General features: G+C 73.3%; 20 protein-coding genes. 7 read left to right on the forward strand and 13 right to left on the reverse strand.

Annotated features, from left to right (window positions below):
• Positions 1-9: 9 nt before the first annotated feature.
• A complete protein-coding gene (locus tag J8403_RS05850) occupies positions 10-987 on the forward strand; it encodes an SCO0930 family lipoprotein (protein WP_137968676.1) in 978 nt (325 codons plus the stop codon).
• A 91-nt stretch (positions 988-1,078) separates the two neighbouring features.
• On the forward strand, positions 1,079-1,603 hold the full coding sequence (locus J8403_RS05855; RefSeq protein ID WP_211122201.1) for a hypothetical protein: 525 nt from the start codon (positions 1,079-1,081) through the stop codon (positions 1,601-1,603).
• A gap of 43 nt (positions 1,604-1,646) precedes the next feature.
• On the opposite strand, the gene J8403_RS05860 is transcribed toward J8403_RS05855, so the two are convergent.
• Positions 1,647-2,324 carry an HAD family hydrolase gene (locus J8403_RS05860; protein WP_211122202.1) on the reverse strand — a complete coding sequence of 226 codons (678 nt, stop codon included), beginning with the start codon at positions 2,322-2,324 and terminating at the stop codon, positions 1,647-1,649.
• Positions 2,325-2,598: 274 nt separating this feature from the next.
• Positions 2,599-3,531: a ScbA/BarX family gamma-butyrolactone biosynthesis protein gene (locus tag J8403_RS05865; protein WP_211122203.1), complete on the reverse strand. Its 933-nt coding sequence runs from the start codon at positions 3,529-3,531 to the stop codon at positions 2,599-2,601.
• Between the two features lie 110 nt (positions 3,532-3,641).
• On the opposite strand from J8403_RS05865, the gene J8403_RS05870 reads away from it, so the two are divergent.
• Complete coding sequence (locus tag J8403_RS05870; protein ID WP_211122204.1) at positions 3,642-4,283, forward strand: ScbR family autoregulator-binding transcription factor; 642 nt, start codon at positions 3,642-3,644, stop codon at positions 4,281-4,283.
• Here J8403_RS05870 and J8403_RS05875 read toward each other — a convergent pair.
• The 8 genes from J8403_RS05875 to J8403_RS05910 all read right to left on the reverse strand — a co-directional run bounded on the left by J8403_RS05875 (position 4,275) and on the right by J8403_RS05910 (position 13,288).
• Positions 4,275-4,958: an SDR family NAD(P)-dependent oxidoreductase gene (locus J8403_RS05875; RefSeq protein ID WP_211122205.1), complete on the reverse strand. Its 684-nt coding sequence runs from the start codon at positions 4,956-4,958 to the stop codon at positions 4,275-4,277. The two genes, J8403_RS05870 and J8403_RS05875, sit on opposite strands and share 9 nt — an antisense overlap.
• Complete coding sequence (locus tag J8403_RS05880; RefSeq protein WP_211122206.1) at positions 4,951-6,156, reverse strand: sialidase family protein; 1,206 nt, start codon at positions 6,154-6,156, stop codon at positions 4,951-4,953. The genes J8403_RS05875 and J8403_RS05880 overlap by 8 nt, the downstream gene beginning before the upstream one ends.
• A gap of 195 nt (positions 6,157-6,351) precedes the next feature.
• A complete protein-coding gene (locus J8403_RS05885; protein ID WP_211122207.1) occupies positions 6,352-7,380 on the reverse strand; it encodes an aldo/keto reductase in 1,029 nt (342 codons plus the stop codon).
• On the reverse strand, positions 7,377-8,219 hold the full coding sequence (locus J8403_RS05890) for an ATP-binding cassette domain-containing protein (protein ID WP_211122208.1): 843 nt from the start codon (positions 8,217-8,219) through the stop codon (positions 7,377-7,379). Before J8403_RS05890 ends, J8403_RS05885 begins: the two co-directional genes overlap by 4 nt.
• Positions 8,216-9,823 carry an ATP-binding cassette domain-containing protein gene (locus J8403_RS43475; RefSeq protein WP_246585712.1) on the reverse strand — a complete coding sequence of 536 codons (1,608 nt, stop codon included), beginning with the start codon at positions 9,821-9,823 and terminating at the stop codon, positions 8,216-8,218. Before J8403_RS43475 ends, J8403_RS05890 begins: the two co-directional genes overlap by 4 nt.
• Positions 9,820-10,779 carry an ABC transporter permease gene (locus J8403_RS05900; protein ID WP_211122209.1) on the reverse strand — a complete coding sequence of 320 codons (960 nt, stop codon included), beginning with the start codon at positions 10,777-10,779 and terminating at the stop codon, positions 9,820-9,822. Before J8403_RS05900 ends, J8403_RS43475 begins: the two co-directional genes overlap by 4 nt.
• Position 10,780: 1 nt before the next feature.
• Entirely contained in the window at positions 10,781-11,710 is a 930-nt protein-coding gene (locus J8403_RS05905) for an ABC transporter permease (protein WP_211122210.1), read from the reverse strand.
• A 3-nt stretch (positions 11,711-11,713) separates the two neighbouring features.
• Positions 11,714-13,288 carry an ABC transporter substrate-binding protein gene (locus tag J8403_RS05910; protein WP_211122211.1) on the reverse strand — a complete coding sequence of 525 codons (1,575 nt, stop codon included), beginning with the start codon at positions 13,286-13,288 and terminating at the stop codon, positions 11,714-11,716.
• Positions 13,289-13,524: 236 nt separating this feature from the next.
• Here J8403_RS05910 and J8403_RS43480 point away from each other — a divergent pair, with 236 nt between their 5' ends.
• The 3 genes from J8403_RS43480 (at position 13,525) to J8403_RS05930 (ending at position 18,092) form a co-directional block, all read left to right on the forward strand.
• The gene (locus J8403_RS43480; RefSeq protein WP_246585713.1) at positions 13,525-16,176 is read left to right on the forward strand and encodes a four-carbon acid sugar kinase family protein; all 2,652 of its coding nucleotides are present in this window, start codon (positions 13,525-13,527) and stop codon (positions 16,174-16,176) included.
• Positions 16,173-17,228 carry a 4-hydroxythreonine-4-phosphate dehydrogenase PdxA gene (gene pdxA, locus J8403_RS05925; RefSeq protein WP_211122212.1) on the forward strand — a complete coding sequence of 352 codons (1,056 nt, stop codon included), beginning with the start codon at positions 16,173-16,175 and terminating at the stop codon, positions 17,226-17,228. The genes J8403_RS43480 and pdxA overlap by 4 nt, the downstream gene beginning before the upstream one ends.
• Before the next feature lie 87 nt (positions 17,229-17,315).
• Positions 17,316-18,092 carry a DeoR/GlpR family DNA-binding transcription regulator gene (locus J8403_RS05930; protein ID WP_211122213.1) on the forward strand — a complete coding sequence of 259 codons (777 nt, stop codon included), beginning with the start codon at positions 17,316-17,318 and terminating at the stop codon, positions 18,090-18,092.
• Positions 18,093-18,137: 45 nt separating this feature from the next.
• Here the strand turns inward: J8403_RS05930 and J8403_RS05935 are convergent, their stop codons facing one another.
• Positions 18,138-19,880, reverse strand: coding sequence for an ABC transporter ATP-binding protein (locus J8403_RS05935; protein WP_211122214.1), 1,743 nt, complete (start codon positions 19,878-19,880; stop codon positions 18,138-18,140).
• Positions 19,877-21,697, reverse strand: coding sequence for an ABC transporter ATP-binding protein (locus J8403_RS05940; RefSeq protein WP_211122215.1), 1,821 nt, complete (start codon positions 21,695-21,697; stop codon positions 19,877-19,879). Before J8403_RS05940 ends, J8403_RS05935 begins: the two co-directional genes overlap by 4 nt.
• Before the next feature lie 572 nt (positions 21,698-22,269).
• On the opposite strand from J8403_RS05940, the gene J8403_RS05945 reads away from it, so the two are divergent.
• Positions 22,270-23,238, forward strand: a complete 969-nt coding sequence (locus J8403_RS05945; RefSeq protein ID WP_211122216.1) for an alpha/beta hydrolase — start codon at positions 22,270-22,272, stop codon at positions 23,236-23,238.
• Between the two features lie 77 nt (positions 23,239-23,315).
• On the opposite strand, the gene J8403_RS05950 is transcribed toward J8403_RS05945, so the two are convergent.
• The gene (locus J8403_RS05950) at positions 23,316-23,909 is read right to left on the reverse strand and encodes an HhH-GPD-type base excision DNA repair protein (protein ID WP_211122217.1); all 594 of its coding nucleotides are present in this window, start codon (positions 23,907-23,909) and stop codon (positions 23,316-23,318) included.
• Positions 23,910-23,958: the final 49 nt, after the last annotated feature.

A 23,958-nucleotide genomic window follows, 5' to 3' on the forward strand; every position in this document is an offset into this window, starting at 1 on the left:
GGGATGGTCATGGAGAAGCGTCACATCGCGTTCGCCGGGGTGTCGGTAGCGATGGTTCTGCTGACGGCGGCTTGCGGCAGCAGCAAGGACAACTCCGCGGGCAGCGCCAATGTGCAGCCGGCGGGCGGCAGTCAGACCGTGGGTGCGGGGGCCTCCGCGTCGGCGGGCGCGGGCGCGGTGGCCGGCGCGACCGGCGGCTACGAGGCGGGCGGCGACACCGGTGCCGCCGCGGGCGGCGAGGCCGAGCGCACCGGTCCGGCCAAGCAGCTGGCGGTCAAGGAGGACGCCAAGCTGGGCAAGTTCGTCACCGACAGCAAGGGCTGGACCCTCTACCGGTTCGACGAGGACACCCCCAAGCCCGCCAAGTCCAACTGCAACGACGACTGCGCCACCAAGTGGCCCGCGGTGCCCGCTGACGACGCCGCGGCCACCACCGGTATCGAGTCGAGCAAGCTGGGCTCGGTCACCCGCTCCGACGGCACCAAGCAGCTGACGCTGGCGGGCTGGCCGGTCTACCGCTTCGCGGGCGACGCCAAGCCGGGTGACACCAAGGGCCAGGGCGTGGGCGGCACCTGGAACGCGCTGGCGCCCGACGGAAAGCCGGCCGGCAAGACCGCGGCCGCGGACGACAGCCTCCAGCTGATGGTCAACAACAACGCCGAGCTCGGCAAGATCATCGTGGACGGCAAGGGCATGACCGTCTACCGGTTCAACAAGGACAGCGCCTGGCCGATGAAGACCGGCTGCCTCGGTGCCTGCCTGGACACCTGGAAGCCCGTCAAGGCCGTGGACACCACGAAGGTCGCCGGGCTCGACGCCGCGAAGGTCACCTCCTTCAAGCGCCCCGACGGCACCAAGCAGGCGGCGTTCGACTGCTGGCTGCTGTACACCTTCACCGGGGACAAGAAGCCCGGTGACATCAACGGACAGGGCGTGAAGGGCACCTGGTTCGCGGTCACCGACAAGGGCAAGAAGGCGGGCCAGTAGGACAGACTCCATCACGTACGGTCCACCGCGGCGGGTGGCCCGAGGCCGTCCGGCCCGGGCCGCCCCGCCGGATTTTCCACGGGAGGTTGATGTGTCACTCGCACTGCGTGCCACCGCGGTCGGCGCGGCCCTGCTGTTCCTGGCCGGCTGTGGTGGAGGCGATCAGGCACACGGCGCCAAGCACGAGCAGAAGAAGGTCTCCCCCGCCACCAAGGAGTTCGCCGAGCCCGGCAAGCCGGCGCCGCTGACGAAGATCGCGGACGCCATCGGCTGCAAGGCCACGGTCATCACCGAGGCGGACGAACTGCGCCAGGGCGCCTGCGGGTCCGGCGGGAAGCGGTTCACGATGGTCACTTTCGCCACCGACAAGGGCCAGCACGACTGGCTGACGACGTCGAAGGACTACGGGGGCATGTACCTGGTCGGCAAGCGCTGGTCGGTCACCGGCCTGTCCATGAGCTCACTGGAGCCCCTGCGCGAGAAGCTCGGCGGTTCCCTCGAGAAGGGGATGTCCCACGGCGCGTCCCATGACGGGATGAAGCACGGGGACGGGATGGACGGCATGGAGGGCATGGACGGCTCGGCGAGCCATACGGGCCACGACGGGAAGAAGTGACGCGCGGCACCCGCCGACCAGGCGGTGGGCGTGGGTCAGCCGCTCAGGCCGCCCGGGAGTCCGCCCACTTGACCAACTCCGGGTCGGCCAGGGTGGAGACCCACACATCCACCGGCGGGGGCTCGTCCACCGGCTTCCGCGGCCCGACGCCGAGCACCCTCAGTCCGGCGCGCGAGGCGGACAGAAACCCGCAGTGGGAGTCCTCCACCGCGAGGGCGTCCTCGGGGGCCGCGCCGCACAGCCGGGCGGCCTCCAGATAGACGTCGGGATACGGCTTGGGCCGCACCGGACCCTCGGGGACCAGCACATGGCCGAAGTACCGCAGCAGCCCGGCCTTGGCGAGCCCGTCCTCGACCACGTCGCGCGGGCAGTTGCTGGCCACGGCCAGCGGGGCGAACGTCGCCGCCTTCGCCACCAGTTGGGGCGCTCCCGGCATGGTGACCGGGTCCTCGGCCACCAGCCGGCGGAAGGCGTCGAGGAGTTGTTCGGTCATCTCGTCCGCGAGTTCGGGGCGGCCGGCGAATTCGGCCAGCATGCGGCCGCATTCGGTGTAGTGGAGCCCCTTCGTGCTTTGCGCGAACTCCTCGTCGGGGGCGGTTCCGTGGTTTCTGAGGACCACTTCGCGCGCCTCCACCCAGTGTCGTTCGGAATCCATCAGGGTGCCGTCGCAGTCGAAGACGATGGCGGCTGGGGTCCATCCGAGAAACTTTTCGGCTGTCATCTGTCTGCCGTTCCATGGGAGGTGGAGGAATCGGCGCAGGAAGTGCCTGTACGTGCGGGGAACCGCTCAGTGGAAATGTCCTGGCGGCTCGGAAGTGGCGCCGTGCGCCGACCGCTGCTGTCGTACAGGCCGTGTGCTTCGCCTGCCCGAAACATAACGATCACTACGTTAGTTAGATGACCCGCAGTAAGCAAGGGGTCACTCAGTGTCGGCGGTTTGTTCGTCGTTCAGACCGTTCGTCGCCCATGAGTTCGTCGCACAGCGTGTTCGTCGCTCAGAGGTACTGGAGCACGCCGACCGCCGTGCAGATTTCGGCCTGGCGCAGCCGGAAGACGCATGTCCGGCCGTGGGAGGTGCACTCGACCACGGCCGGCGGAAACGACTCGGTGAAGCGGATCGCCTTCATGCGGCAGGCGACGGGCCGGGTCAGCGTTCCGCCGGTGGCCAGCGCCGCCGCCTGACGGGCGCCCTCCAGCAGCACCAGGCCCGGCACATGGTCGCTCCAGTGGTCGAAGAAGAACGGATGCCGGGGGTCGGCGGGGTCGAGGTAGACCACTCCCCCGTCCTGTACCACCAGCACGTCCCGGGCCGCGGGAACGGCCAGTTGCGCAGGTGAGGGCCGCACCGCGGCGCGCAGCCTGCGGCGTGCGGTGTGCCCGTGGAAGGCGGATCGGGTCTCCGCGTAGGCCGTGCCGTCGAGGAAGCGCGCGGTGCCCCCGGCCCAGGCGAAGAGCTTGCCGCCCGCCGACAGCACGACGTCCAGCCGCATCCCGGAGACGAAGCGTCCGCAGGGGGTGGTGCGGATGTCGGTGACGGCGGCCCGGCAGGTGATGTCGGAGGCGCCGTACGGGGCCCGGGGTTCGGTCTCGGGGTCCAGCCGGTAGGAGATGTCCCGGATCAGGAAGTGCGCCCCCGCGGGCACCGCGTAGTACCGCGTGGGGATGTAGATCCCCAGCTCGCGCAGGGTTTCCGCGATCATCAGCGGATGGTGGCGGCCGTCTCCGCCGTGCGGGAAGGTGGGATGGGACCGCGGCCACTGGGCGGCGGCCTCGAAGCGGTTGTCACCGTGCGTACGCACGTCGGTGAGCAGCACCTCGGCCACCGAGACCCGGTGCACCGCCTCCCGCGCCACGGTGCGGGACCAGCTGAGCGGCCGCCCGGTGGGACCGGACGGCTCCGAAAGGCCATGAGCCTCACGAACGATCACCTTAAAATACTAATAATGTTTGACCTGTCTCGCCTCATCACCATGACCGGCCGAAAGTCCGCTAAGTTCTCCCCGTCACATCCGACGGGCTGCTGAAGGACGGCGAACACGTGCAAGAACGGGCCGAGCAAACACGCCGATCCCTTCTGGAGGCCGCCGCGTTCCTTTTCGACGAACGGGGATACGCCGGCACGAGCATCAGCGACATCACCGCCCGGTCCGGTCACACCAGCGGCGCCATCTATTTCCATTACACGAGCAAGGAAAGGCTCGCCCTCGCCGTGGTGGAGGAACACTTCGCCACCTGGCCCCCGCTGATCGAGCGCTACACCGCCCTCGACGCGCCGCCCCTGGAGCAACTGGTGCGCCTCAGCTTCGCGGTGGCCCGCGCCTTCCGCGATGACCTCGTGGTCCGCGCCGGGGCCCGGCTGTGGACCGAGCGCACCCTGATCGAAGCGCCCATGCCACCGCCCTTCGTGGGGTGGATGGACGCCGTGGGGCAGATGATGGAGAAGGCCCGGGCCGAGGGCGATCTGGCCCCGCATGTCGATCCGCTGCCCGCCGCCCGGACCGTCGTCTTCGCCTTCTTCGGGCTGCACACCGTCTCCGAGGCCCTCGACGGGCGGCGGCTGGTCGAGGACCATCTGGCCGATCTGTGGACCCTGCTGCTGCCCTCGCTCCAGGCCCGGCCCGGGGACACCGCGAGGCTGCTGGCGCTCGCCCGCCCGGACACCCCGCCCCCGTCAGAGTGAGGCGCCCGCGCACATCACCAGCGTCTGCCCGGTGACCGCGCCGCCCTCCGGGCCCAGCAGGAACGACGTCAGCCCCGCCACCTCCTCGGGACGGACCAGCCGGCCCAGCGGTGGCAGCACCGGCGGGGTGCCGGCGCGGCCCGGATCGCGCAGCATGGGGGTGTCCGTGGGCCCGGGCGCCACCACGTTGACCGTGACCGCCCGGGGCGCCAGCTCGGCGGCCCAGGACCGGGCCAGGGCGGGCAGCGCGGCCTTGGTGGCGGCGTACTGGCTCTTGCCCGGCACGCCCGTCATCGTGCGGCTGCCCACCAGCACCACCCGGCCGCCGTCCGCCACCCGGTCCACCAGCGTGTCGACCAGGACGCCCGCCGCCTGCACATGGATCCGCCACATGAGCGACCCGTCCTCGGGCGCCAGCTCCCCCAGCCACGCCGAGCGCTGAACGCCCGCCGCGTGCACGATCGCGTCCACCCCGGACACCGGGCCGAGCACCTCGGGGAGCTCCTCCGGCCGGGACAGATCGGCCGGGATCCAGTGCAGCCCCGCGACCGGGCGCGCCGGGGCCGTACGGCTGATCCCGGTGATCCGCCACCCCTCCTCCAGCAGCCGGGTGGCGATCGCGGCGCCGATGCCGGAGCTGACACCGGTGACCACGGCGTGCCGGGGCTCAGACATCGGCCGCCCAATCCGGTGTGACCCGGACGTACTTGATGGCCCGGCGGTGGTAGGTGTACGCGATGTGCAGCGTGCCGTCATCGCCCTGTCGGATGGTGGGGTAGGACAGCTCGCGGTTGAGCCGGTCGCGTGAGTTGTTGGTCAGGCAGTGGCCGTCGCCGGTGTCCAGATCGCGCCGTACGGGCCAGGTCAGGCCGTTGTCGGAGGAGAGCGCGAGGGTCATCGGTGCGCGCGGCGCGCCCCAGAAGGCACCGGGTGCCGCGTCGTCCCGCGAGGCGGCCGGGGCGGGGGGCTCTCCGGTCCGTCCCTCGTCGTCGATCTCGTCGTAGAGGGAGACGCGGCGGGCCGTGGCATCGGCCCGGCTGCTGTGGTTGTAGACCAGTGCGAGCCGTCCGTCGGCGAGCGGGACGTACTGCACGGAGGAGTTGTTGTTGGGCAGTTCGGTGCGGACCGGCTCACTCCAGGTCTCCCCGCCGTCGGTGCTGTGCGCGCGGTGGACCGCGTCCGCCCAGCGGCTGCGGAAGAGGGCCAGCACGGTGGTGTCCGGCAGTTGGTGGACGTTCATGTGCACACAGCCGGTCGAGCCGGGCACGGGCCGCTCGCGCCAGGTCCGCCCCTGGTCGTCGCTGATCATCACCGCGCTGGTGTCGTGGTCGCCGACCCACTTGACCCCGGGGGTGGCCACGCAGTGGAACACCGGCAGCAGCCATCGCCCGGAGTCCAGGACGGCCACCGGCTGACGGATGAACACCCCGCCCGCCTCGGTGGCCGGGAAGAGGGTGCGCGGCGCGCCCCAGGTGGCGCCCGCGTCGGCGGACACCCGCAGCCGGACCTCCGCCGTGTCCTGGTCGCCAGCCCGCTGGGCGGTGTAGAGCAGCCACAGCTCCCCGGCCGGGGTGGGGAACAGCAGCGGGTTCTGCTCCGAGCGGGTGTCGTCGCCGGAGAGCCGGACCGGCTCGGTCCAGGTGCCGGACCCGGGGGCGAGCCGGGAGAACCACACGGAGATGTCCGGTACGCCCTCCTGGGTGCCGCCGAACCACACACAGCCGAGGTCCCCGCCCGGCAGCACGGTGAGATTGGCGGCGTGGTTCTGGACGGCGGGCGCCGGCAGGAACGCCTCCTGGCGCGCCGGGTCGCCCGGGCGCGGCCGGAGCCGGCCGTCCGTCGGCGGCATCGCGGTGTCATGGTCGGCGGTCATGGGCGCCGGGCTCCTCGTGGTTGCGGGGTTACGGGGATGTCCGCGGTCGGGGCCGCAAGGCACCGACCGACCGGGCCGCGCGGCCCGATGCCCCTCCGGAACCCCGGTCCGGAAGGACTCGCCCGAAGGGCGTTCGGGGTCCAGGGGCGGAGCCCCTTGGTTCGGGAAGGGGCGGGGTGGGGGAAAACCACCGGCCTACCGGTTGTACGCGGGCATCGGGCCACGCAGCCGCGCGCCCACCTCGTCGCACGCCGCCGTCACATCCGCCGGAAGAGGGCCCGCGGACGCGGCGGCCAGATTGGCGCGGAGGTGTTCCACGCGGGAGCCGCCGAGCAGCAGCGCGTCCACCCCGTCCCGGCCGAGCAGCCAGCGCAGCGAGAGGTCGACGAGCGGGATGCCCGCCTCCTCGGCGATCCCGGACAGGGTCCGTACGGCCTCGAAGAGCCCGGCGTCCCAGTAGCGCTGCCGGTACATGGCGGCCACCCGGGAGTCGCCGAAACGGCCCGACTCCGGCTGCTCCTCGAAGGTGTGACGGCCCGTCAGCAGCCCGCCGCCGAGCGGGTTGTAGACCATGGTGCGCAGTCCGCTGGTGGCGGCGTACGCCGCGTATTCCACGTATTCCTCCTCAATACGCCGCGCCAACAGGTTGTAGAGCTGCTGGGCCACCACCGGGCGCGGCGCGCCGACCCGTTCGGCGGTGTGGGTGATCTCGGCGATCTGCCAGGCGGCGTAGTTGGAGACGCCGAGCGCCCGGATCTTGCCCTCGGCCACGAACTCGGCGACCGTGCCCAGCGTCTCCTCCAGCGGCGTGGAGCGGTCGGGCTGGTGCAGATAGAACAGGTCGACATGGTCGGTGCCCAGGCGGCGCAGGCTGCCTTCGAGGGCCGCGCGCATCCCGCGCGCGGACAGCGGTGAGTTCTCGCCGGCGTCGGGGTGCGGCATGCCGGCCTTGGTGGCGAGCACGATCCGGTCGCGCCGGCCGGGGAGCAGCTCGGCCAGGATCGTCTCGGTGGCGCCGCCCGCGTAGGCGTTGGCGGTGTCCACCCCGGTCACCCCGGCGTCCAGCGCGGTGTCCAGCATCGCGGCGGCGCCCGCGCGGTCCACCGTGTCGCCGAAGGTCATGGTGCCCAGCACCAGCCGCGAGAGCGGCACCGGGATCCCCGGCAGGGCGACCCCACCGGGCGACGCCTGGGTGGTGGTGTGGGGCTGCGGATGCGCGTTCACTGCGTTGCTCCTGGTTCCTGGTCGGTCGCGATCGCGGATACGAGGGCGCGCGGTTTGCGTCCCCGCATGGTCGTCGGGTCGAGCGCCGCCCGTCGCAGCGCCCTGGTGTACGGGTCGGCGGGCGCGGAGAGCACCGTGCCGGTCGGCCCGGACTCGATGATCCTCCCGGCGCGCATCACCACCACCTCGGAGCTGATCTCGCGGACCACTCCGAGGTTGTGGGAGATGACGATGTAGGCGAGCCCCTGCTCGGCCTGGAGTTCCCGCAGCAGCTGGAGCACCTGGGCCTGTACGGAGACGTCCAGCGCGGAGGTGGCCTCGTCGCACACCAGCAGTTCGGGGCCGGCGGCCAGGGCGCGCGCGATGCCGATCCGCTGGCGCTGACCGCCGGAGAACTCGGCCGGGCGCCGCTGGAGCGCGCCGGAGTCCAGCCCCACCTGGTCGATGAGGACGGCGGCGCGGCGGGCGCGTTCGGCCCGTGAGCGCATGCCGTTGAGCCTCAGCGGCTCGGCCACGATCTCCTCGGCCGTCAGATGCGGGTCCAGCGAGCCGTACGGATCCTGGAAGACCATCTGCACTCGCTTGCGCAGCGGGCGCAGCCGCCGCTCGGGCAGGCCCGCGATATCGGTTCCGTCGAGGAGGATCCGACCCTGGGTGGGGCGCAGCAGGCGGACGAGGGAGCGGGCGACGGTGGACTTGCCGCAGCCGGATTCGCCGACGACGCCGAGCGCCCCACCGGGCGGGACGCAGAAGCTGACGCCGTCCACCGCGCGGAAGACACCGCCGGGGACCGGGTATTCGACCACCAGGTCCTCGACGGCCAGCAGGGGTGTGGTCACAGCGCCTCCTCGGTGGCGGTGGCGGTGGCGGCTGCGGTGGCGCCTGCTGGGGCGGTGGCGCCTGCTGGGGCGGTGGCGCCTGCTGGGGCGGTGGCGCCTGCTGGGGCGGTGGCGCCTGCTGGGGCTGGGGTCTCGTGCCAGGGGCCCAGGGTGGGCACGGCGGCGAGCAGATCGCGGGTGTACCGCTCGCGGGGGTGGTCCACGATCTGTTCGACCGGCCCCGACTCCACGAAGCGGCCGCCGCGCATGACGTGGATGCGGTCGGAGACCAACCGGGCCACGCCCAGATCGTGGGTGATCATCAGGATGCCGATGCCGGTGCGCTCCTGGAGCTCCATCAGCAGGTCGAGGACGCCTGCCTGGACGGTGACGTCGAGCGCGGAGGTCGGCTCGTCGGCCACCAGCAGCCGGGGCTCGGCGGCCAGCGCGATGGCGATGAGGACGCGCTGCAGCATGCCGCCGGAGAACTGGTGGGGGTAGGCGCCCCAGCGGGTCTCGGGGTGGGGGATCCGTACCCGGCCGAGCAGTTCGACGCCCTTGGCGCGGGCGTCGGCGCGGGTCATGCCCGGGTGGCGCAGCCGGAGCGCCTCGCCCAGCTGGCGGCCGATGGTGTGCACCGGACTGAGCGCGGTCATCGGGTCCTGCGGGACCAGGGACACCCCGCGGCCGCGGATCCGCCCGGCCGCCTTGGGGTCGGCGATGACGTCGGCGCCGAAGATCCGGGCCGTCCCGGAGAGGACGGCGAGCCCGTCGGGCAGCAGCCGCAGCAGGCCCATCGCGGTGGTGGACTTGCCGGAGCCGGACTCGCCGATGATCGTCACCGTCTCGCCGGGGCCGATGGTGAAGCCGACCCCGTCGACCGCGCGCACCACCCCGCGGTCGGTGATCAGCTCGATCTGCAGGTCCTCGACCTCCACCAGGGGGTCCGGGGCGCGGGTGTCGCGGGGGTCGGGGGTGCCGTTGGTGTCGGGGGCGCCGCGGGTGTCGCGGGCGCCGTCGGCGCCGTTCGTGTCGCGGGCGGCGTCGGTGCCGCGGGGGCCGTCGGTGCCGTTGGTGTCGTTGGTCTCGCGGGTGCCGTCGGCGCCGTCGGTGTCGCGGGGGCCGTCCGTATCGCGGGGGCCGTTGGTGTCGCGAGGGCCGCGGATGCCGCGGGCGCCGTCAGTGCCGTCGGTGTCGCGGGCGGCGTCGGTGTCGTTGGCGTCGCGGGAGCCGCTGGCGCCGTCGGTGTCGCGGGGGCCGTTGGTATCGCGGGCGCCGCGGATGCCGCGGGCGCCGTCAGTGCCGTCGGTGCCGCGGGCGCCGTCAGTGTCGCGGGCAGCGTCGGCGCCGTCGATGTCGCGGGAGCCGCTGGCGCCGTCGATGTCGCGGAGGCCGTTGGTATCGCGGGCGCCGCGGATGCCGCGGGCGCCGTCAGTGCCGTTGGCGTCGCGGGCGCCGTTGGCGTCGCGGGCGCCATTGGCGTCGCGGGCGCCATCGGTGTCGCGGGCGCCATCGGTGTCGCGGGTGTCGCGGGCGCCGTCGACGCCATTCGTGTCGCGGGCGGCGTCGGTGCCGTCGGTGTCGCGGGCGCCGTTGGCGCCGTCGGTGTCGCGGGTTTCGCTCATCGGGAGCCCTCCGTCGCACGTCGGCGGGTACGGTCGCGCAGTCCGTCGCCCAGCAGATTGACCCCGACCACCAGCAGCACGATGACGAGGCCGGGCAGGGTCACCAGCCACCAGGAGGTGGTGATGTAGTCCTGGCCGTCGGAGATGATCCGGCCCCAGGTGGCGAACGGCCGCTGGGGGCCCGCGCCGAGGTAGCTCAGCGCGCTCTCCAGCAGCACCGCCTGGGCGAGCAGCAGCAGGACCACGAGCGAGGCCTGGCGGACGATGTTGGGGATGATGTGGCGGGCCAGGATGGCGATCCGGGGCAGCCCCAGCACCTGGGCGGCGGCCACATACGGCTTCTCCCGCTCGACCAGCACCAGGGACCGGGTCAGCCGGGCCACCTCGGGCCACTGGGCGATCGCGATGACGCAGGTGATGACGGTGACGGAGGGGCCGAAGAGGGCCACCACGAGCAGCAGCATCATCAGCAGCGGCAGCGACATCTGGGCCTCCAGCAGGCGGGAGACGACGGCGTCCACCCAGCGGCCGTAGTACCCGGCGGCGGCGCCCGCGACGATGCCGATGAGGCCGGAGACGACGACGGCGAGCACACCGATCGACAGCGAGACCTGGCCGCCGTGCAGCACCCGCGAGAGCACATCGCGGCCGAGCTGGTCGGTGCCGAGGAGATGGCCGTCGGTCAGCGGGGCCAGCCGGCGCCGGGAGAGGTCCTGGTCGCCCGCGCCGGGCAGCGGCAGCACCTGGGCGAGGGCGACGGGAACCACCACCAGCAGGGTGCACACCGCGCCCGCCCACAGTTTCAGGCTCGCGCTGCGGCGGCGCCGGGTGGCGGTGGCGCGCGCCAGGTCCCTGGCGGTGACGGCGCTGGGCCGGGGCGCGGGGCCGGACTTCGCGGGGGCCGGGGGTTCGGCGGGGGCCGGGGGTTCGGCGGGGGTTTCGAGGGCGCCTTTCATCTCAGGCCGCCTTTCCCAGGCGTACCCGCGGATCGAGCAGCGGGTAGGCCAGGTCGATGAGGAGTTGGACGAGGACCGCCAGGGCGGCGGTGACCAGGACGGTCGCCTGGATCAGCGGATAGTCGCGGGTCTCCAGGGCGCGGACGACCAGCGAGCCGACACCGGGCCAGCCGAAGACCACCTCGACCACCACGACGCCGTTGAGCATGGCGGCGAAGCGGGTGCCGAGCGCGGTGAGCACCGGGATGGCGGAGTTGCCCATGGCGTAGCGCCAGGTCAGTACGCGGTTCGAAACCCCGCGGGAGCGGGCGACGGTGACGTACGGCGCGGCGAGGGCCGCGACCATCTCGCGGCGGACCAGCCGGGAGATCAGCGCCATCTGGAGGATCGCCACGGTGACGGTGGGCAGGACGAGTCCGCCCCAGGTGGTGAAGCCGGAGGCGGGCAGCACCGGGACGGCCACGGCGAAGAGGGTCAGCAGCATCACGCCGATCCAGAAGTCCGGCATGGACTGCCCGGCGATGGTCAGCACATTGGCGCCCAGCTCACGCTTGGTGTCGGCACGGCGGGCCATCCATACGCCGAGCGGCACGGCCACCAGCGCGGTGAGGGCGATCGCGGAGAGGGAGAGGGTGATGGTGTAGGGCACCCGGTCGAGCACCACGTCCAGGGCGGGCGCGTGGAAGGAGTAGCTGGTGCCGAGGTCGCCGGTGAACAGATCGCGCAGAAAGAGCCCGTACTGGCTGAGCAGTCCGCGGTCGAGGCCGAACTGCTCCCGGATCCGGGCGAGGTCGGCGCTGGAGGGGTTGGGCCCGGCCAGGGCCGCGGCGGGGTCGCCGGGGGCCATGCGGACCAGGACGAAGACGGTGGAGAGGGTCAGGAAGACGGTCAGGACGCTCTGGCCCAGGCGGCGTATCGGATAGCGCGTCACGGCTCAGCCCTCCAGACGCACGGCGGCGAGGTCGTAGGAGTTGAGCTGCAGCAGGCGCACATCGCGCACCCGGGTGCGGCGGGCCAGCACCACATCGGGGACGAAGGCCCACAGGCAGGGGCGGGTGTCCCAGATCTGCCGCTGGACGGCGGCGAGCTTGGTGTTCCGCGTCTTCTCGTCCGTTTCGGCGGAGGCGTCGGCCAGCCGGGCGGCGATCTTCGGGAAGACATAGCCCTGGTAGGTGTCCCGGGTCCGCTCCTTCTCCGCGGTGCCGCCGTACATGCCCTGGAGGCTGGTGGAGGCGTGGCCGGTGGGGACGGAGAAGCCGTTGCCGAGGACGTCCCAGTCGCCCCGGCGGCCCTGCCGCCACTGCTGGATGTCGCCGCCCGGTTCGAACTGCTGGAGGGTGGCGCGGACGCCGACCGCGCGCAGCATCTCCAGCACGGCCTCCATCACGGACGTGTCCGCGGGGAACTCGCCGGACTCCCAGATGATCTTCACCTTGAGATCGCTCGCGCCCAGCGCGGCGAGGCGCCTGCGGGCCTGGCCGGGGTCATGGACGTAACGGCCGGTGCGCACCGAGCCCTTGAGGGCGAGCGGGATGACGCCCTCGGCCTGCTGGGCGGAGCCGGTGAGCACATCGCGCACCAGGGCCTGGCCGTCGATGGCGTAGCTGAGCGCCTCGCGCACCCGGGCGTCGGCCAGCGGATGTCCGCGCGGTTTGCGGAAGTTGAAGAACAGCTGGTTGACGCGGGTGCCCGAGGTGCGGTCCAGACGCACCCCCGGCAGCCCCTTGAGCTGCTCGGCGGAGTCGGGGGTGATGGTGTCGATGACATCCAGCTCACCGCTGCGCACGGCGACCACCCGGCTGGACTCCTCGGGGACGAAGCGCACCCGGACCCGGTCCACGGTGGGGCGCCGCCCCCAGTACCGGGGGTTGGCGTCCAGGGTGTACTCACCGGTGCCGGAGTTGGCCGAGCTGACCACGTACGGGCCGGAGCCCACCCCGCCGGACAGCTCCTCGGCCCGGTTCCGCGCGGCCGGGCTGATCAGGATGTTGGCCATCAACTGGTCGAGGATGGGCACCGGGCGCTTGGTGTGGAGACGGAAGGTGCGCTCGTCGACCGGCTCGACGGTGGGCATCTCGGGGAAGAGGCCGACGATGAACGAGCCGTTGACGCCCGCGTACATCCTGAGCGCGGTCGAGACGTCCTTGACGGTGACCGGAGTTCCGTCGGAGTAGCGGGCTCCTTGGCGCAGCCGCACCGTCCAGGTGGTGGGCCCGGTCATCGCGAAGCGGTCGGCGAGCACCAGCTCGGGCCGGAGCCCCTTGCCGATCCGGGTCAGCGCCTGGCGCACCGCGCGCTGCACCGTGACCGCCGCGTCGAACTGGTTCAGCTTGTTGTCCAGGCTGACCAGCGAGCGGTTCAGCCCGAGGCTGATGGCGCCGGGCCCGGGGGCACCGGTGGGGCCCGCGCACCCGGTCAGCGGGGCGAGGGCGATACCTGCTGAGGCGCCTGCTCCGAGGCGCAGCACGGACCGGCGGCTGAGGGCCGGGCCGAAGGGGATACGGGTCATCGTTGACCTCTCGGCGTTCCTGAGGCGAGCGACCGGATCGCTCGACCCGTGTGGCGCCCGGATGACGGCCGTACGGGTCAAAGTGTCGCGGCGGTCACCGTGACATGGCTGCGCGCTTTACGCAATACTCCTCGCGCACTTCGCGCAACGTATGCCATCATCGGCACCACGGAGACGATGTCCACGCCATCGGATCGCTCCGTCCGTCACGGTCGTTCGAGGAGGTGCCGGTGGACATGACACCCAACCGGAGGCTGTTGGCCATCGCGGATGACCTGTCGGGCGCCGCGGAGGTGGCAGCCGCGCTTTGCTCGCGCACAACACGCAGTCGGGTTGTGCTGGTGGGGCGGCCCGAGAGGAGGCCCGTGCCCGACGCGGTGAGCGGGAGTGTGCTCCATCCCGGCGAGGCGACCGTCCTGGACCTCGACTCCCGCTACCGACCGGCCGCCGAGGCGGCCGAGGCGGTTCGCGACGCGCTGCGGATGTCCTTGCCGGACGGGGACACGGGCCGGGGCACGGGCGGGGACACGGGCCGGGGCACGGGCGGGGAAACCGGCGGGGAAACCCTCGTACTGAAGAAGATCGACTCGCTGCTGCGGGGCAATGTCGCCGCCGAGATCGCCGCCCTCGCCGAGGGCGGGGCGGGCGTGGTGCTCGCCCCCGCACTGCCGATCGCCGGGCGCGTGGTGCGCTCGGGGGTGGTCCACATCGGCGGGGTGGCGCTCCACGAGGGCGAGGCGTGGCGCGCCGAAACCGCGCCCCCACCCGCTTCGGTGGCCCAGGCACTCGGCGGCCTGCCGACCGCGCTGATCCCGCTGACGACGGTACGGGCGTCCCCGCCTGCGCTGCTGGCCGCGCTGCGCGCGGCCGTGGCGGCCGGGCGGGTGGCGATCTGCGACGCGGAGACGGACGCCGATCTCGACGCGGTCGTCGAGGCATCGCTCGCCGAGGGCCCCCGGATACGACTGGTCGGCTCAGGAGGCCTGGCCGTGGCCCTCGGCCGCCACCTGACAACGGCTCTTCCCGCCACGACGGCTCCGGCTACCGCCCAGGCCACGGCGGCGTCGACGGCGGTGGCCGCCACGGGCGCGGCCGCCTCCGCCACCACGGATCCGGCCGCCCCCGACCCCACCGGCACCCCGACCCTCACGGTCCCGGCTGCCACCACCGCCGCCACGGCCAGTGCGACCCCGACTGGCCCCGCCACCACGGGCCCCGCCGCCACCAACCCCACCGCGGCACCGGCCACCACCGACCTCTGCGGGGGCCCGACCGCCACGGTGCCGGCTGCCACCACCACCGCCACAACTCCCGCCGCCGAAACGGCCAGTCCGACCCCGACCGGCCCCGCCACCACGGGCGCCGCTATCAACCCCACCGCGGCTCCGGCCGCCACCGACCCCTGCGGGGGCCCGACCGCCACGGTGCCGGCTGCCACCACCACCGCCACAACTCCCGCCGCCGAAACGGCCAGTCCGACCCCGACCGGCCCCGCCACCACGGGCGCCGCTACCAACCCCACCGCGGCTCCGGCCGCCACCGACCCCTGCGGGGGCCCGACCGCCACGGTGCCGGCTGCCACCACCACCGCCACAGCTCCCGCCGCCGAAACGGCCAGTCCGACCCCGACGGGCCCCGCCAGCACGAACCCCACCAACCCCAAAGCCGCTCCGGTCGCTGACACCGTCAACCCGACCCCGACTGGCCCCGCCACCACGGGCCCGGCCGACGACGACCCCATGACGGCTCCGGCCGCCGCCAACGCACCGGCCAGCACCAGACCGGCGGGGGTAGCCGCGTCGGCCCCCGGAACGGCGCTCCCCTCAGCGAACGCCGGAGCCGCCCCCGCCACCACAGCGACTCCGGGCGCCGACACCGCCGCAACCCCGGCCGGCTCCACCACAGCGGCTCCGGCTGCCGACCCCGCCACTTCGCCCCCGACTGGCCCCGCCACCGCACCAGCGGGTGACGCCGCCTCGGCGGCCGGAGCCGCAGCGCCCTCGGCGGACACCGGGCGACCGGTACTGGTCGTCGTCGGCACGGCCGAGCCCGCGGCCGCCGAACAGATCCGGCGTCTGGTCGAGGACGGGGCCACGCACCACCGACTCCCGCTCGCGGGGCTGCTGTCGGACGGTTCCCCGCTGCGGCTGCCCCCGCTGACCGCCCCGGTCACGGTCGTCTCTCTCGCCGCCCCGCCCAGTTCCTCGCCGGTAGCCCCCGGCCCGGCGCCGACGCACAGCGCGGCGGCCGAAGCCATCGCGTCGGCAACGGGCGCGGTGCCCATTCCGTCTCCCCGTGCGGAGCACGCGGCCGTCGCGCCTGCCGACGTGCCCGTCCCGCCACCCAGCCCAGCACCCGGGCCCCAGCCCGCCACACCGTCACCGTCCCGCGGCGCGACCGACCGCACAGGCCCGGGCGCAAGCCCGAGCACAACCACGGACGCCGGCCCGACTGAAGACCCAGACGCAAGCCCGAGCACAACCACGGACGCCGGCCCGACCGAAGACCCGGACGCAAGCCCGAGCACAGACCCAGACGCCAGCCCGGCCGAAGATCCTGCCGACGGGGCCGGCCTGCGGCCCCGGCCCGTGTCCGCCCGACGGCTGGTGCTCGGCCTCGCCCGCACCATCCGCGACGCCGTCGCCGCGCACCGCGGCGCCGTCGACCTCGTGCTGACCGGCGGCGAGACGGCGCGCCGAGTGCTGGATGCCCTGGCGGTGACCGAGCTCGATCCGGTCGGACAGGTGCACCACGGGGCCGTTCATCTCTCCACTCCCGACGGGCGGTCCGTCGTGACTCGACCGGGCAGCTTCGGCGACCCCGACTCCCTGCGCCAGATCGTCCAGGCGCTGCGCCCCCACCCGATGGAACGGAAGGCCACCCCATGAACCCCTCCACCAACCTCGCCCCCACCGGGGCCGCCGGTGCGGACGCCGATCCCGCCCCGCTTCCGCTCATCGCGGTCACCATGGGCGACGGCGCCGGCATCGGACCCGAGGTGATCGTCCCCGCGCTGCTGGACCCGGACACCCTGCGGCGCTGCCGTCCGGTGGTCATCGGGGACGCGGAGCGGCTGCGGCAGGCCGCGCGGCTGCGCGATCTCGCGTGCGAGATCGTCGCCGTGGCCGCGCCCGCCGACGCGGCGTTCACCCCGGGCCGGATCAACGTCGTCGACCTCGGGCTGCTCCCCGCCGAGCTGCCCTGGGGCAGGCTCTCCCCGGTGGCCGGGGACGCGGCCTACCACTACGTACGGACCGCCGCCGAACTCGCCATGAACGGTGAGGTGCAGGGCATCTGCACCGCGCCGCTCAACAAGGAGGCGCTGCACGCGGGCGGCCATGTCTTCCCCGGCCACACCGAACTGCTGGCCCAGCTCACCGGGGTCGAGGAGGTGTCGATGATGCTGGCCACCCCCACGGTGAAGGTCATCCACGTCACCACCCACATCGGCCTCATCGACGCGGTGCGGAAGATCGAGCCGGGTCTGGTCGAGCGCACCGTGCGCCGTGGCCATGAGGCGATGGTCCGCGCCGGGACCCCCGAACCGGTGATCGGGGTGTGCGGGATCAATCCGCACGCCGGGGAGAACGGGCTGTTCGGCTACGGCGAGGAAGAGGAGAAGATCGTGCCCGCGCTGGAGGTGCTGCGCGCCGACGGCATCGACGCCCGCGGCCCGCTCCCCGCCGACACCGCCTTCTTCCTGGCGGGGCGCGGTGACTACGACCTGATCGTGGCGATGTACCACGACCAGGGGCACGGCCCGGTCAAGGTGCTGGGCCTGGAGGCCGGGGTCAATCTGACCGTCGGTCTGCCCGTCATCCGCACCTCCGTCGACCACGGCACCGCCTTCGACATAGCCGGAACGGGCACGGCCGACGCCGGTAGCATGATCGAGGCGCTGCGGCAGGCCGCCGAGATGGCTCCGTCCCCCACCCGCTGACATCCGGCCCCTGTCGCCGACGCCCAGCCCCAGTCGAGGAAACGCGAGGCCCAGCCCACGTTGAGGAACGCGAGAGACGCGAGAGAGATGCCGGTGAACGGAGCGCGGGCCCGGCGCGACCAGATCGTCCACCTCGCCACGACCACGGGTCTGGCCAGCGTGGAGGAGCTGTCCCGCACCTTCGGTGTGACCGCCTCCACCATCCGCCGCGACCTCGCCCAGCTCACCGCCGACGGGCGGCTGGCGCGGACGTACGGCGGGGCGATGGCCCTGGTCGCCCACCCGGAGGCGTCGCTGCGCCAGCGCACCGGCGAGGCGTTCGAGGCCAAGCGGGCCATCGCGCGCTGGGCGGCGTCGACGATCCGCACCGGGGAGACGGTGCTGCTCGACGCCGGTTCGACCGTCGGCGCGCTCGCCCATGAGCTGCGCACCGCCGAAGGGCTCACGGTGGCCACGACCGGGCTCACCGCGCTGCAGGAGCTCGCCGATGTGGACACCGTACGGGTGGAATGCCTCGGCGGGACGCTCCGGACGCTGAGCCAGAGCTTCCTGGGCCCACTCGCCGAGTCGGCCCTGGAGCGCATGACCTTCGACCGGGTGTTCCTGGGCGCCGACGGGGTGACGGCCGAACACGGCATCTGCGAGGCGGATCTGAGCCAGACCCGGCTCAAGGAGCTGATGGCCCGCCGGGCGGACGCGGTGTACGTCCTCGCGCACTCCGCGAAGATCGGCCGCCGCCCGTTCCACACCTGGGTGCGGCTGCCGCCCGGCTGGACGCTGGTGACCGACGACGGCGCCGACCCCCACGAAATCCGGGCGCTGCGGGCCCAGGGGGTCGAGGTCACGGTCGTCGGGGGCGAGTAGCCCCCCACGAAGCCGTCGATCCACTGTCCGTGGGCCGCGCCCCCATCACGTGCGGCCGTGACACGACTCCCACAGCGCGGCATACGCACCCCCGCGCGCCACGAGCTCGTGGTGCGGGCCGAGTTCGCTGATCCGCCCGTCCTCCATCACCGCCACCCGGTCGGCGTCATGCGCGGTGTGCAGCCGGTGGGCGATCGCGACGACGGTGCGCCCCTCGAGCAGGGCGGCAAGGGAGCGCTCCAGTCGGCGGGCCGCACGCGGATCGAGCAGCGAGGTGGCCTCGTCCAGTACCAGGGTGTGCGGATCGGCCAGCACCAGCCGGGCGAGGGAGAGCTGCTGGACCCGGTCCGGAGCCAGGGCCGCGCCACCCGCCCCCACCCGCGCGTCCAGCCCCAGCTCCAGGGCCCACTCCCGGGCCCCGACCGCGTCCAGCACCCGCTCCAGCTCGGCGTCGGCGGCCTCGGGCCTGACGATGAGGAGATTCTCCCGGAGCGTTCCGGAGAAGACATACGTCTCCTGGGTCACCAGGGCCACCTGGCCCCGCAGCCGGTCCGGGGAGAGCGCGGTGAGCGGCACCCCGCCCACCGTCACCGAGCCGGTGCGCGGTGCGTGGATCCCGGCGAGCAGCCGGCCGAGGGTGGACTTGCCCGCGCCCGACGGCCCGACGACCGCCAGCCGCTCCCCCGGCTCGATCTCCAGGTCGATCCCGCGCAGCACATCCCTGCCGTCCCGGTAGGCGTAGCGCACTCCGCGCAGTGCCAGGCCCCGATGCCGGGGCGCGGCCGTGGCGGGTGCGTCGGCTCGGGGCCCGGGGGCGCGGTGGACGCCCCGCAGCCGGGCCAGTGAGGCGGCGCCCGCCTGGAGGTCGCCCAGGCAGTACAGCACCGTGTCGACCGGGGTCAGGAGCTGCTGGACGTAGAGGGTGGCCGCGGTGACCGCGGCGAGCGAGACCATGCCGTGGAGCGCGAAGAGGCCGCCGAGCACCAGGGTCGCGGCCACCGGCAGCAGATAGGCGGTGTCGATGACCGGCAGAAAGACCGTGAGCAGGCCGATCGTATGGCGCTCGGCCGCGTAGGACCCGGCGATGTCCCGGTCCGTGCGCTCCGCGCGCCGCCCGGCCAGGCCCAGCGCCTCGACCGTACGGGCTCCCTCGACGGTCTCGGTGAGGCCCTCGGTGATCCGGGCGTAGGACGCGCTCTGGCGCAGGAACGCCTCGCGCGACCGGCCGAAGAACCACCGGGCCGCGACCCACAGCACCGGGACCCCGATCAGACAGGGGAACGCCAGCAGCGGGCCCACCACCACCAGGGCACCGAAGGTGACGGCGATGGTGACCAGGGCGGTCATGGTGGCGGGGACCGCGCGGCGGACACAGCCCGCGAGCACCTCCACGTCCCGGATGGTGCGGGTGACCAGATCGCCCGCGCCCGCCCGTTCGACGGTGGCCGGCGGCAGGGCGAGCACATCGGCGACGAACCGCTCGCGCAACGCGGCCAGGACCTTCTCGCCCAGCCGCGCCGCGGCATACGTCGCGGCATGGGTCAGCAGCGCCTGGGCGATGACGAACGCGCAGATCAGCAGCGCCGTACGGGTGATGGCGCCGCCGCCGTCGCGGGTGTCCTCCACCAGATCGCCCAGCAGCCGGGGGCCCACCAGTCCGCAGCCCGCGGCGAGCGCGTACAGGACGAGCACGGCGGTGAGCTCGCGCGGGTGGCGCAGCGCCAGCCGCCGGGCGTAGGCGCGGGTGTCGCGGGCCGGGGCGACCGGCAGCGGGGTGTGGGTGCTCATGCCGACTCCTCCCGCGCCACGACGGACCGGTAGCGGACATCGGTGAGCAGATCGCCGTGCGAACCCTGGGCGACGGCCTTCGCGCTCTGTACGTAGACGACGTGGTCCGCCCGGTCGAGGACGACGGGGCTGGTGGTGAACACCAGCGTGGTCCGTCCCGCGCGCAGGTCGCTCACCCCGCGCGCGATACGGGCCTCGGTGTGGGCGTCGACGGCGCTGGTGGGCTCGACGAGGATCAGCACCTCCGGGTCGGCCATGAGCGCGCGCACCAGGCGCAGCCGCTGCTGCTGGCCGCCGGAAAAGTTGCGCCCGGACTCGGCGACGAGGTCGTCGAGCCCGTCCGGGAGCGCCTCGGCGATGTCCCGCGCACAGGCGGCCTCGACGGCCCGGGCCAGCTCCGCGTCGCTCCCCCGGCCGCGGAGCTCCTCGCGCAACGGACCGGCGAAGAGGCGGTCGTCGTTGTCGGCGACGAGGATGCGGCGGCGTATCTCGTCCGGGGGCAGATCGCCGAGCGGGGTGTCCCCGAGGGTGACGGTGGAGTCGGTGTAGCGGCCCAGCCGCGCGGCGAGGGTGGCGGTGTCGGCGGGGGACGCGCAGGCGACGGCGGTGAACCGGCCCGGTGCCACGATCAGCCCGGAGACGGGGTCGGCGAGCGGGGCGGGTCCCGTGTACGGGCGTCCCTCGTGCGGGGCGGGTTCGTCGCACGGGGCGGGCCCCGCGGACGGAGCGGGTCCCGCGTACGCAGCCGGTCCCTCGTACGGACTGGTTCCGTCGTGCGACGCGATTCCGCGGCACGGAGCGGGGTCGGCCGCCACCAGGGCGAACTCGGGCCGCACCGCGAGAAACGCCGTGATACGGCGCGCGGCCACATGCCCCTGGGTCAGCCGGCCGGCCGCGTTGGTGAGCCGGCGCAGCGGATCGACCAGGAAGACGGCGTAGCCGTAGAAGGCGACGAGCTGGCCCGGGCCCATCCGCCCGCTCGCCACGTAGTGCGCGCCCAGCCAGACGACGACGGTGGTCAGCAGCCCGGGCAGCAGCACCTTGGCGCCCTCGAGCAGGGCCTCCACCCGGGCCACCGCCACCCCCGCGGCGCGCACCCGCTGGGAGTCGGCACGATAGCGGTCGGCGAAGACCTCCTCGCCGCCGATGCCGCGCAGCACCCGCAGCCCGCCGACGATGTCCACGGCGCGGCCGGTCAGCTCGGCCTGCTGTTCGCGCAGCCGTTGCTGGCGCCGGTGCAGCGGGCGGATCAGCAGGGACACCGTCCCCACCATGAACGGCACCCCGAGCAGCACCACCAGGCCCAGCTGCCAGGAGGTGTGCAGCAGGATGGCCGCCACGACGGCGATGGCGACGACGGAGCCGCTGCCCCGGGCGGTTTCGGCGAGCGCCTCCCCGAGCCGGCCGATATCGGCCACTCCGGCATTCACGATCTCGCCTTTGGCCACCCGTTTCGGCAAGGTGGCCCCCAGCCGGGCGGCCTGGCGTGCGATGAGTTGTGCGGTGCGATAGGCGGCGCCCAGCCGAGTGGTGAGGGCGGCGCGGTCGCGCAGAATTCCGGCGGCGGCCTGAATCGTCCCGAGGGCCACCACCGCACCACCCCACCACAGGAGTGCGTGCTGGTCACGGGCGATGATCCCGGCGTCGATGGCCTTGCCGACGGCGGCGGGCACCAGGGCCTGGGCCAGCACATGGACAATTCCATAGAGAGCGCCAAGGAATATGGCATTGCGCTGATAAGCGGCAAGCCATAACAGATAGGATATGGGTGAGCGATGGTCTGGATTTCCGGGATCCGGATCAGGAAAACGTCGCATGACGAGCGCGATGCTAGCGACGCCGCTTCCGCCGGGCGGAGGAATTATCGCCCGCCTTCCCCGCCGTTCGCGCGTTCGGCGCCGCGTCCATGCGTACATCCCGGGGGACCGGGGCACCCGCCCCGGAAACGACGTGGCCACCAGCCGACGAGTTTTGGAGGACACCGTGGCACGGCAGACCGACCCGACCCTCATCCATCCGACGCAGCGAGATCCCGGGCCGCCGTCTCCGACCCCGTCGCCCGGTCCGGGCGGCCCCGAGCCGGGTCCCGCACCGGGCCCCGTGCCCGGACCGCCTCCGGGGCCGCCGCCGGACCCGATTCCCACCCCTCCGCCCGAGCCGCCGCCCAACCCCACACCCGGCCCCGCACCGGGCCCGACACCCGATCCGGTGCCCAAGCCGCCGGGCCCCGACCCGGTCCCCGATCCGTCACCCGCTCCGGGCCCGATCAGGTGATGCCGTCGATGGGCCACCCGGGTCCGACGGAGGCCCGGGTGGCGTAACAGCGGTGGGTGCCGCGGCGGCCGAGGTGAGATCGTCGGACGGAATAGGACCGGAAAAGGAGAATCCGATGTCCATCACCGCTCCGGCCCGGCCCGTCCTCGAACCCGCCGCCGCGGCGTTCGCCGAGGCCACCGCCAAACCGCCGTATCCGTACCAGATGACGCCCGCGGAGGGCCGTCGCACGCTCGACGAGGTGCAGTCCGGTGAGGCGCCCAAACCGGAGGTGGACGAGGAGTGGATCAGCGTCGGCGGCATCCCGGCGGGCGGCGTCAAGGCGCGGATCGTCCGCCCTCCGAATGCCGTCGGCACCCTGCCGGTGATTCTCTACATCCACGGCGCGGGCTGGGTGTTCGGCAACGCCCACACCCATGACCGGCTGGTCCGGGAGCTGGCGGTCCGCGTGGGCGCCGCGGTCGTCTTCCCCGAGTACGACCTCTCCCCCGAGGCCCACTACCCGGTGGCACTGGAGCAGAGCTACGCCGTGGGTCAGTGGATCGTGGCCCATGGCGAGGGCGCGGGGCTCGACGCCTCCCGGATCGCGGTGGCCGGGGACTCGGTGGGCGGCAACATGGCCATCGCCCTCACCCTGCTCGCCAGGGAGCGCGGCGATCTGTCACTGGTGCGGCAGGTCCTCTTCTACCCGGTGACCAACGCCGCCTTCGACACCGGCTCCTACGAGGAGTTCGCCGAGGGCTACTTCCTCACCCGTGAGGCGATGAAGTGGTTCTGGGACCAGTACACGACCGACCCGGCGCACCGCTCCGAGATCACCGCCTCCCCGCTGCGCGCCGCCCCCGACCAGCTCACCGGGCTGCCGCCCGCCCTCGTCATCACCGGCGAGGCGGATGTGCTGCGCGACGAGGGCGAGGCGTACGCGGCCAAGCTGCGGGAGGCCGGGGTGCCGGTCACCGCCCTGCGGATGCAGGGGATCATCCATGACTTCGTGATGCTGGACGCGCTCCGCGACACGCGGGCCGCACGGGCCGCGCTCACCCTGGCCGTGGACACCCTGCGGGACGCGCTGGGCACCGCCTGAGAAGCCTGGCCACCGCCTGAAGTCCGCCACCGCCCAGTGCCCGGCACCGCCAAGAGGACCCCCGCTCAGCCTCCCGCTCAGCCCTCGGCCTGTTTGGCCTGCTTGGCCTGCCGCTTGAGCTCCTGCTTGTGGGCGCGGACCTTGTCCAGCGACTCGGGCCCGGTGATATCGGCCACCGAGCGATACGAGCCCTCCTCGCCGTAGGCCCCGGCGGCCTCCCGCCAGCCCTTGGGCCGCACCCCCAGCCGCTTGCCCAGCAGCGCGAGGAAGATCTGCGCCTTCTGCTTGCCGAAACCGGGTAGTTCGTTCAGCCGCCGGAGCAGTTCCGCACCGGAGGCGGCATCGCGCCACATGGCGGTCGGGTCGCCGTCGTAGTGCTCGGCCAGATATCCGCACAGCTGCTGGATGCGCCCGGCCATCGCGCCCGGGTAGCGATGCACGGCGGGCTTCTCCGACAGCAGCGCGGCGAACCGCTCGGGGTCGTGGGCGGCGATCTCCTGGGCGTCCAGCCGGTCCCTGCCCAGACGCCCCGCGATGGTGTACGGACCGGAGAACGCCCACTCCATGGGCACCTGCTGATCGAGCAGCATCCCGATCATCAGGGCAAGTGGGTCGCGCTCGAGCAGGGCGTCCGCCTCGGACTGCTGGGCGAGACGAAGGCGTGTGTTCATCCCCTGGCCATACCCCGCCACCATCGCAACGAACCAGATGAAACGCGCA

It is taken from the genome of Streptomyces yatensis (assembly GCF_018069625.1).
GTDB lineage: Bacteria > Actinomycetota > Actinomycetes > Streptomycetales > Streptomycetaceae > Streptomyces > Streptomyces yatensis.

Coding starts and splice junctions, on each gene's coding strand:
- J8403_RS05850 (WP_137968676.1), top strand. CDS start 10: ATGGAGAAGCGTCACATCGCGTTCGCCGGGGTGTCGGTAGCGATGGTT.
- J8403_RS05910 (WP_211122211.1), bottom strand. CDS start 13,288: ATGACCCGTATCCCCTTCGGCCCGGCCCTCAGCCGCCGGTCCGTGCTG.
- J8403_RS05900 (WP_211122209.1), bottom strand. CDS start 10,779: ATGAAAGGCGCCCTCGAAACCCCCGCCGAACCCCCGGCCCCCGCCGAA.
- J8403_RS05945 (WP_211122216.1), top strand. CDS start 22,270: ATGTCCATCACCGCTCCGGCCCGGCCCGTCCTCGAACCCGCCGCCGCG.
- J8403_RS05875 (WP_211122205.1), bottom strand. CDS start 4,958: ATGTCTGAGCCCCGGCACGCCGTGGTCACCGGTGTCAGCTCCGGCATC.
- pdxA (WP_211122212.1), top strand. CDS start 16,173: ATGAACCCCTCCACCAACCTCGCCCCCACCGGGGCCGCCGGTGCGGAC.
- J8403_RS43475 (WP_246585712.1), bottom strand. CDS start 9,823: ATGAGCGAAACCCGCGACACCGACGGCGCCAACGGCGCCCGCGACACC.
- J8403_RS05950 (WP_211122217.1), bottom strand. CDS start 23,909: ATGAACACACGCCTTCGTCTCGCCCAGCAGTCCGAGGCGGACGCCCTG.
- J8403_RS05940 (WP_211122215.1), bottom strand. CDS start 21,697: ATGCGACGTTTTCCTGATCCGGATCCCGGAAATCCAGACCATCGCTCA.
- J8403_RS05935 (WP_211122214.1), bottom strand. CDS start 19,880: ATGAGCACCCACACCCCGCTGCCGGTCGCCCCGGCCCGCGACACCCGC.
- J8403_RS43480 (WP_246585713.1), top strand. CDS start 13,525: ATGACACCCAACCGGAGGCTGTTGGCCATCGCGGATGACCTGTCGGGC.
- J8403_RS05880 (WP_211122206.1), bottom strand. CDS start 6,156: ATGACCGCCGACCATGACACCGCGATGCCGCCGACGGACGGCCGGCTC.
- J8403_RS05860 (WP_211122202.1), bottom strand. CDS start 2,324: ATGACAGCCGAAAAGTTTCTCGGATGGACCCCAGCCGCCATCGTCTTC.
- J8403_RS05930 (WP_211122213.1), top strand. CDS start 17,316: ATGCCGGTGAACGGAGCGCGGGCCCGGCGCGACCAGATCGTCCACCTC.